The 6,282-nt window shown below is 54.2% G+C and carries 10 protein-coding genes and 1 pseudogene; all 11 read left to right on the forward strand.

Translation table 11 applies throughout. The features are described from left to right. The first annotated feature begins 173 nt into the window (after positions 1-173). Positions 174-452 (forward strand): hypothetical protein, encoded by a 279-nt coding sequence (locus HQL56_05695; GenBank protein MBF0308999.1) that lies wholly within the window; start codon positions 174-176, stop codon positions 450-452. Positions 453-557: 105 nt separating this feature from the next. Next, the gene (locus tag HQL56_05700) at positions 558-1,058 is read left to right on the forward strand and encodes a hypothetical protein (protein MBF0309000.1); all 501 of its coding nucleotides are present in this window, start codon (positions 558-560) and stop codon (positions 1,056-1,058) included. A gap of 152 nt (positions 1,059-1,210) precedes the next feature. Continuing rightward, complete coding sequence (locus tag HQL56_05705; GenBank protein ID MBF0309001.1) at positions 1,211-1,621, forward strand: DUF2846 domain-containing protein; 411 nt, start codon at positions 1,211-1,213, stop codon at positions 1,619-1,621. A gap of 49 nt (positions 1,622-1,670) precedes the next feature. Continuing rightward, entirely contained in the window at positions 1,671-2,051 is a 381-nt protein-coding gene (locus HQL56_05710) for a hypothetical protein (GenBank protein ID MBF0309002.1), read from the forward strand. A 312-nt stretch (positions 2,052-2,363) separates the two neighbouring features. Then, positions 2,364-2,846, forward strand: a complete 483-nt coding sequence (locus tag HQL56_05715) for a hypothetical protein (GenBank protein ID MBF0309003.1) — start codon at positions 2,364-2,366, stop codon at positions 2,844-2,846. Then, on the forward strand, positions 2,839-3,135 hold the full coding sequence (locus HQL56_05720) for a helix-turn-helix domain-containing protein (GenBank protein MBF0309004.1): 297 nt from the start codon (positions 2,839-2,841) through the stop codon (positions 3,133-3,135). Before HQL56_05715 ends, HQL56_05720 begins: the two co-directional genes overlap by 8 nt. 271 nt (positions 3,136-3,406) lie before the next feature. Beyond that, positions 3,407-3,595, forward strand: coding sequence for a hypothetical protein (locus HQL56_05725; protein MBF0309005.1), 189 nt, complete (start codon positions 3,407-3,409; stop codon positions 3,593-3,595). Between the two features lies 1 nt (position 3,596). Then, complete coding sequence (locus HQL56_05730) at positions 3,597-3,887, forward strand: hypothetical protein (protein MBF0309006.1); 291 nt, start codon at positions 3,597-3,599, stop codon at positions 3,885-3,887. Between the two features lie 355 nt (positions 3,888-4,242). Beyond that, positions 4,243-4,875, forward strand: a complete 633-nt coding sequence (locus HQL56_05735) for a hypothetical protein (GenBank protein ID MBF0309007.1) — start codon at positions 4,243-4,245, stop codon at positions 4,873-4,875. A gap of 239 nt (positions 4,876-5,114) precedes the next feature. Continuing rightward, positions 5,115-5,402, forward strand: coding sequence for a hypothetical protein (locus tag HQL56_05740; GenBank protein ID MBF0309008.1), 288 nt, complete (start codon positions 5,115-5,117; stop codon positions 5,400-5,402). 56 nt (positions 5,403-5,458) lie between these two features. Then, positions 5,459-6,282: pseudogene (locus HQL56_05745) on the forward strand (phage Gp37/Gp68 family protein).

Consider the following 6,282-nt stretch of genomic DNA (forward strand, 5'->3'; position numbering starts at 1 on the left):
CCTTAAAGATTTCCGGAAAATCATCCTTCCCGGTCAAATTCCAAAATTTACTCCCAATAACGGAAATTTGACCTGACTCCATCTCAAAATCATCTTTTCCTGCCGCTCTTCCTCCGGTATACTCCTGACGGTCCGACTTCCAACCTCAATCTTCCGTCATGAAGGAGAAGCCCATGAAGCGCGTCCTCTTCCTTGCCGCCTTGTTCGTCGCCGGTACCGCCTTCGCCTGGGATGATGATGTCTTCGTCAACGGGCATGTCCGCCGGGACGGTTCCTATGTGCAGCCGCATGTGCGCTCCGCCCCGAACAACTCCATGTTCGACAACTACAGCACCCAGGGCAACACCAATCCCTACACCGGACAAAGTGGCAGCGTGAGCCCGTATGGCTCTTCCTCCTATGGTGGCACCTACGGGACCGGAAGCTCCGGTTCGCGCCGGCGCGGATGGTAGCGTGAAGGGCGGGGGAGACCCCGCCCGCGCTCTTCATGAATGTTTGTTTGGGCAGGCGGATCTGCTATTCTGACCCTTCCAGTGATTTATGCCGGGAGAAAGACCATGAGCGCATCCCTTGCCTTCGATACCTTGAAATACGTCAAGCGCCTGCGGGAGGCGGGGGTTCCTGAACCCCAGGCCGAGATTCAGGCGGAACTCCTGGCCGAGGCTTTGGCGGAACGGCTTGCCTCGAAGGAGGATCTGTCCAGGACGGAGGCCGCCTTGAGAACGGACCTATCCAAGGTGGAGGCCGCCTTGAAAACGGACCTGGCCAAGGTGGAGGCTGCCTTGAAAACGGACCTGGCCAAGGTGGAGACCGAACTCAAACGGGACATCAAGGAACTCGACCTGAAGATCGAGGCCGCCAAGACCGAACTCAAACGGGACATCAAGGAACTCGACGCCAAGGTCGAAACCCGCTTGAAGGAACTGGAGTTGGGCCTGGAAAGCAAGAGCGTCGAAATCAAGGCGGAACTGGTCAAGTGGATGGTGGGCTTGACTCTGGCCCAAATGGGACTGATGACCGGAATCCTCTTCGCCATCCTGCGGTTGCCGGTGCGGTGAAGGGCCTGGTGATCCCCTACGGGTCTACCGGGAATTATGGGACCAGAACATACGGTTCGCACCAGCGCGGATGGAAGCGTGAGGTGCGGGGAAACCCCACCCACTACCCGATCTTACAAGGAGAATTCAATGGGCAATCCAAGCTGTCAGTCATGTTCTGTTTTATACTTCTCGTGCTTTCCGGGTGTGCCAGCGGTCCAAAATACACCGAGATGTTAAGCCGAATTCCAGAATTGTCGCAGGATAATGGGAGAATATATCTCTATCGGTCAACTACGTTCGGAGCCGCTTTGCAGCCTACTATAAAAATCAATAATAATATTGTTGGAGAATCTATTGCGAGAGGGTTTGTATATGTGGATCGACCTGCAGGAACTTACCTCGTCGAAACCTCGACTGAAGATGATGGCAGAATATCGGTGAACCTCGAAAAGGGAAGGACAAAATATGTTCGGTTGGGGGTTGGTTTTGGTCTTCTTGTCGGACGTGTATATCCCGAGCTTGTAGATGAGAAGCTCGGAGCTTCTGAAATAATGGATCTGAGTTACACTGGAAGGCTGTGACGGAGCGGTTGTTTCAAAATCTATCAACATATTGAGATGGAGCCAGACAATGAGGAAATTGTTTCTATCTATGCCGCTTCTGTTGTGTTGTGGTTGCGCCACATTGACGCAGGGAACAAGCCAGTTGTTAACATTTTCTATTGAACCAAAAGAAGCGGTATGTGACCTAACACGTGTTGATGAGGGAAAATTGGGCTCAATTAGCGGCAAAAACAATATGATAAATGTCACGAAAGATAAGGATGATATCGTTATTCAGTGTTCTGCTCCTGGATACAAACAATCGACCACTCGACTGGTAAGCAGTGCCTCTGGAGCAGGCGTAGTTGGGGCTGTCACACTGGATTTAGGTCTGGTTGATTTCACTACTGGCGCAATGTGGAAATACCCAACCGAGAATACGATTACCTTGGAAAAAGAGGCAGGATGACAAAAAGATTATTGGACTGCGTTGTCTGCAGCAGTTCATGTGATGGCATGAAGGGCGGGAGAGAACCCGCCTGATGCCCAGACCTCCCAGGGGTGCGCAACCGCGCACCCCTTTTTTTTGTGCCCCGCCATCAACGTTTCAATGTCCGCACATACATAGACATTCATTTCAAAATTCCACTTGACAATTGAAACGAACGTTTCAATAATCCCCTCAACACCCCCGCAGTTCCCCCTGTGCTGCGAGGGTTATCCCAGTCCCTGGAAGCCCCAGGGGCTGGGACTTTCAACCTTCTGTTCATGAGCTGTCGCCATGACCCACCGCAATTGCGCCCGCATGCAGGCCACGATCACCCTGGAACGCTGTGCGCAGTTCCGGGCCATGGAGAGTTATCAAGCCTACTGCAACGGCTGCGGCGGGCTCGTCGGGGCAGTCCCCGAGAACGATATGACGACCATCAAACAGCCTCCGAAGGCCGGCAAAAAGCCACGGAAGGCTCGAACCATTCAACCCCGCGAGGAGAACCCCATGCCGTTCTTGACTACTACCAACACGGCTCGCCGGACCGTCAGCACCCCACCGCCTGCCACGCCCGCCAAGTCGCGCAAGCGCCCCAAGCGGATCGAACTCGCCTTCGTGGTGCGCCCGGAGGAGCTGGACATGGTTCGGACGCTGGCCAAACAGGAAGAGCGCAGCACCGCCCAGCAGGCCCGGTACTTTTTTCAAATTGGGTTGCGTTTCTGGACGGAGCAGCAGAGGTCCATGCTGCGGGTCGAGGGGGCCACCGATGAATAAGCCCATCGTCTCCCCCCTCATGACGGAGGGGGAGGCCGCTGCCTGGCTGCAGACCTCTCCTGCCACCCTGAGGAGATGGCGGAGCAAGGGCCAGGGACCTGCCTGGTCGAAGCCCTGTGGCGTCCGCTACCGGCTCGAAGACCTGGAAGAGTACGTCCGGTCCAAGACCGTCACCCCCAAAGCCCAGGAACCGCATCAAGCCAAAAAGTGGGGCCATGCCTCCGAGGCCCTGAAGAAGGCTGCGGCCACCTGGAAGCTGCCCGCCAAAGGAGTCTCCCGTGCCGCATGACACCTGCCTGTTCCTCGATGGTGATCAGGCTGCTGTCTGCACCCTCCATGAGGCGGATATCCCTGATCCAGGTACCTGCAACCCCGGCTGTTGTCCCGACTTCGAGTACCCGCCACAGACCGCCAAGGAGACGGAAGAATCAAGTGTTGTTCTTCTGAGTCCTAAGGCAGTCGATCTCGGATTGAGGGTGATGCGGAGTCTTAATGCTCACAAGGCTTGCTTCCACTGCCATCCCGCAAAACCGTTAAGGCCAAAACGCCAGATTCTCAAGATGGTAATTGTGTACCTCGGGATCGGTAGTAACTGGGGATACAACGCCGTCCCCCCGCCCGCAGCGCGAGCCGTAGCGGAGGTGATTGGTCGGGCCATCATGCTCGCGCGGGCTGGGGAGACGTTTGCCCTGGGATCGACACCCATATGGGTGCGGCAGATGGCGGCAGCGGTTTCGGCAGGAGTGTGAGATGAGTCCGGAAGTAGGCGATTACGGCACCAGGAGCCTTAAAGCTCCACCAGGAAGATGCACTGTTGGCATCTTCCGATATTTACGTAGGCCGCTGCCAACATGGCGGAATGTTGATACTTACGATTATATGGCACCCCTGGCGGTACCATCAAAAGATATTATTGTCCGTGTGACAGGAGTGGATTATTTCGCCGTAATGCTTGAGGCAAATAGGGTCATGGGTGAGCTGTATCGCAATGAGTATGTCGGGCCGGAAAAGGTGATGACGGTAAAAGGCGTGCAATATTGAAAATGGCTCTTTTTATGGGGGCGGGAATGAACAAGTGCCACTATCTCGAAGAGGACGTAACCATCGGGCAAGAACCCCTCGAACAGTGGCACAAGTACTGGTGCCATTTAAGGCAGTCCGAGCCTGCATGCGGTTCTGATTGTAAAAATGGCGGAAATGGATGTGAGGATTTTACGAAATGAACGAACAAGAAAATAAGTGCTTCGCTCTTGCTTTGAATTACTGTTTTACTCATCTAATTCGATTCGAGGAAGATGATCCAGTGAAAGAAAAATGCAAAAACTCCAGCCCTCATAGTTGTGCATTGATAGAATTCTGGAATAGCAAAATCGGGAAGCAAAAAAAGGAATAGGTAATGAAAGAACGTCCGATCATTTTCAACACGGAATCAGTTTTGGCCATCCTTGATGGCAGAAAAACGGTTACCAGGAGGGTGATAAATCCGCAGCCGATCAAGGATAAACGCAACCCTGATTATCGACTCCCGTCCTGGTCGTTGCGACAAGGCAGGACTTATTGCGAATGGTTCTTTGGCCCGCAAAACACGACATCAAACGGAGACTTGCTATACTGGCGGTCCCCTTACGGCGAGCCAGGTTACAGGCTGTGGGTTAAGGAGATGTGGTATCCAAGCCGCGAAGGGGCGGTCTATTACGCTGACAACGAGCATGGCTTTGTAAGCCCAAAAGCTGGGTGGAAATCTCCTCTCTTTATGCCACGTTCGGTTTCCCGCATCATCCTGGAAGTGGTGGATCTGAGGGCGGAAAGGTTGCATGAAATAACAAATGAAGAAACAATAAAGGAAGGCGTTGAATATATTGGACAAAGCCTTTATAGATACAATCACTTGGTAAGCTCTGAAGCTGTAAATCTTTATGAAAAACAATGGAACAACATTAACGCCAAGCGCGGCTACCATTGGGAAGACAATCCTTGGGTTTGGCGAGTGGAGTTTAGGAGGTTTCAGGATGACATGCCTGTACGTTGATCTCGACTCCTATCTTGAAGATCCCGATAAATATATTTGCCAGAAAACGGATGATGAAATCGAGGTTGATGAGGGGGAGGAATGCAAAGATAAAGAGGAATGCATCTACTATATCGCTGACCCATAAAGAGTCGAACGAAAGGCCCGTTGAAATGAGAGTTTGCCCTGTTTGTGCGGCGGTCGAGTACCGCATGTGTGAGAAAAAAACGTCGTTCGAATGCAACTGAGTTGGTTCATTCATGGCCGTCTATTACGACGGACAGCAAGACTTGGCGGGCATGAACCAGCAGGTTGAGTTGCTTAAGGAGAAGTGGGACAAACGGTGCGCGGAGATTGAGGAGGAGCGAGAAGGGCTTTATCTGTGCTGTGATGGAAAAGAACTCGAAGTTGAAAGTCGCTTAAATTTTTCTGTTCCTGGAAACCCTTATAAAGAATGGACTGTGTTTTGTATTAATTGCAACCGAAGAATCGGGCACTTTCCTTCAAGGTTGGAAGCGTTCAGGGCTTGGAATGTGGGGTTGAAGTGATGGGCGAAAAAACCGGAATCGGCTGGACGGACCACACCTTCAACCCCTGGTGAGGATGCGACCGGGTCTCCCCCGGTTGCGACAACTGCTACGCCGCAACCTGGGCCAAGCGGTGTGGTCATCATGACCTCTGGGGGCGCGAGAATGGCCGGCGGATCCTCTCGGAGGCCAACTGGCAAAAGCCGTTGCAGTGGCACGCCGAAGCCTTGGCCGCCGGGACTCCGCGAAAGGTCTTTGCGGGCTCCATGTGTGACCTGTTCGAGGATCTGCCATCCCTGCAAAGCCACCGGGAGCGCCTGTTCGGCCTCATCGAGGCTATCCCCTGGCTTGTCTGGCAGTTGCTGACCAAACGTCCGCAAAACATCGCCACCATGACCCGGTGGGGCAACGTCTGGCCCCGGAACGTCTGGCTGGGCGTGACCGCCGAGACCCAAACGGAGGCTGCTTTGCGGGTGCCGGAACTGGTGAGAATCCCTGCCGCTGTGCGCTTTGTCTCCTGTGAGCCGCTTCTCGGGAAAGTCGATCTTCGCCCCTGGCTGTCCCAACTCCACTGGGTCATCTGCGGCGGGGAGACCGGGGGCGAGGCCAGGCCGATGCAGCCTAAATGGGCTCGATACCTCCGGGAGCAGTGCCTTATCCGGAGGGTGCCGTTCTTCTTCAAGCAGTGGGGAGCTTTCGGGGAAGACGGCTTGAAGCGGAGCAAGCTGGCCAATGGCCATCGGCTGACAGGATTGGTGGTGCAGGAATTCCCCAGCCGCAAGGGTCGTCCCCGCGCCGGGGTCGATTGTGGACACCTCGATACCTGCGCCAACGCCCTTTCGTGCGCCGAAGGGTACAACGAGGACGATTTGTCCTCCGGCGGGGAGTGCCGGAATTACAA

The sequence above is a fragment of the Magnetococcales bacterium genome, assembly GCA_015231925.1.
In the GTDB taxonomy this organism is placed as follows: Bacteria; Pseudomonadota; Magnetococcia; order Magnetococcales; family JADGAQ01; genus JADGAQ01.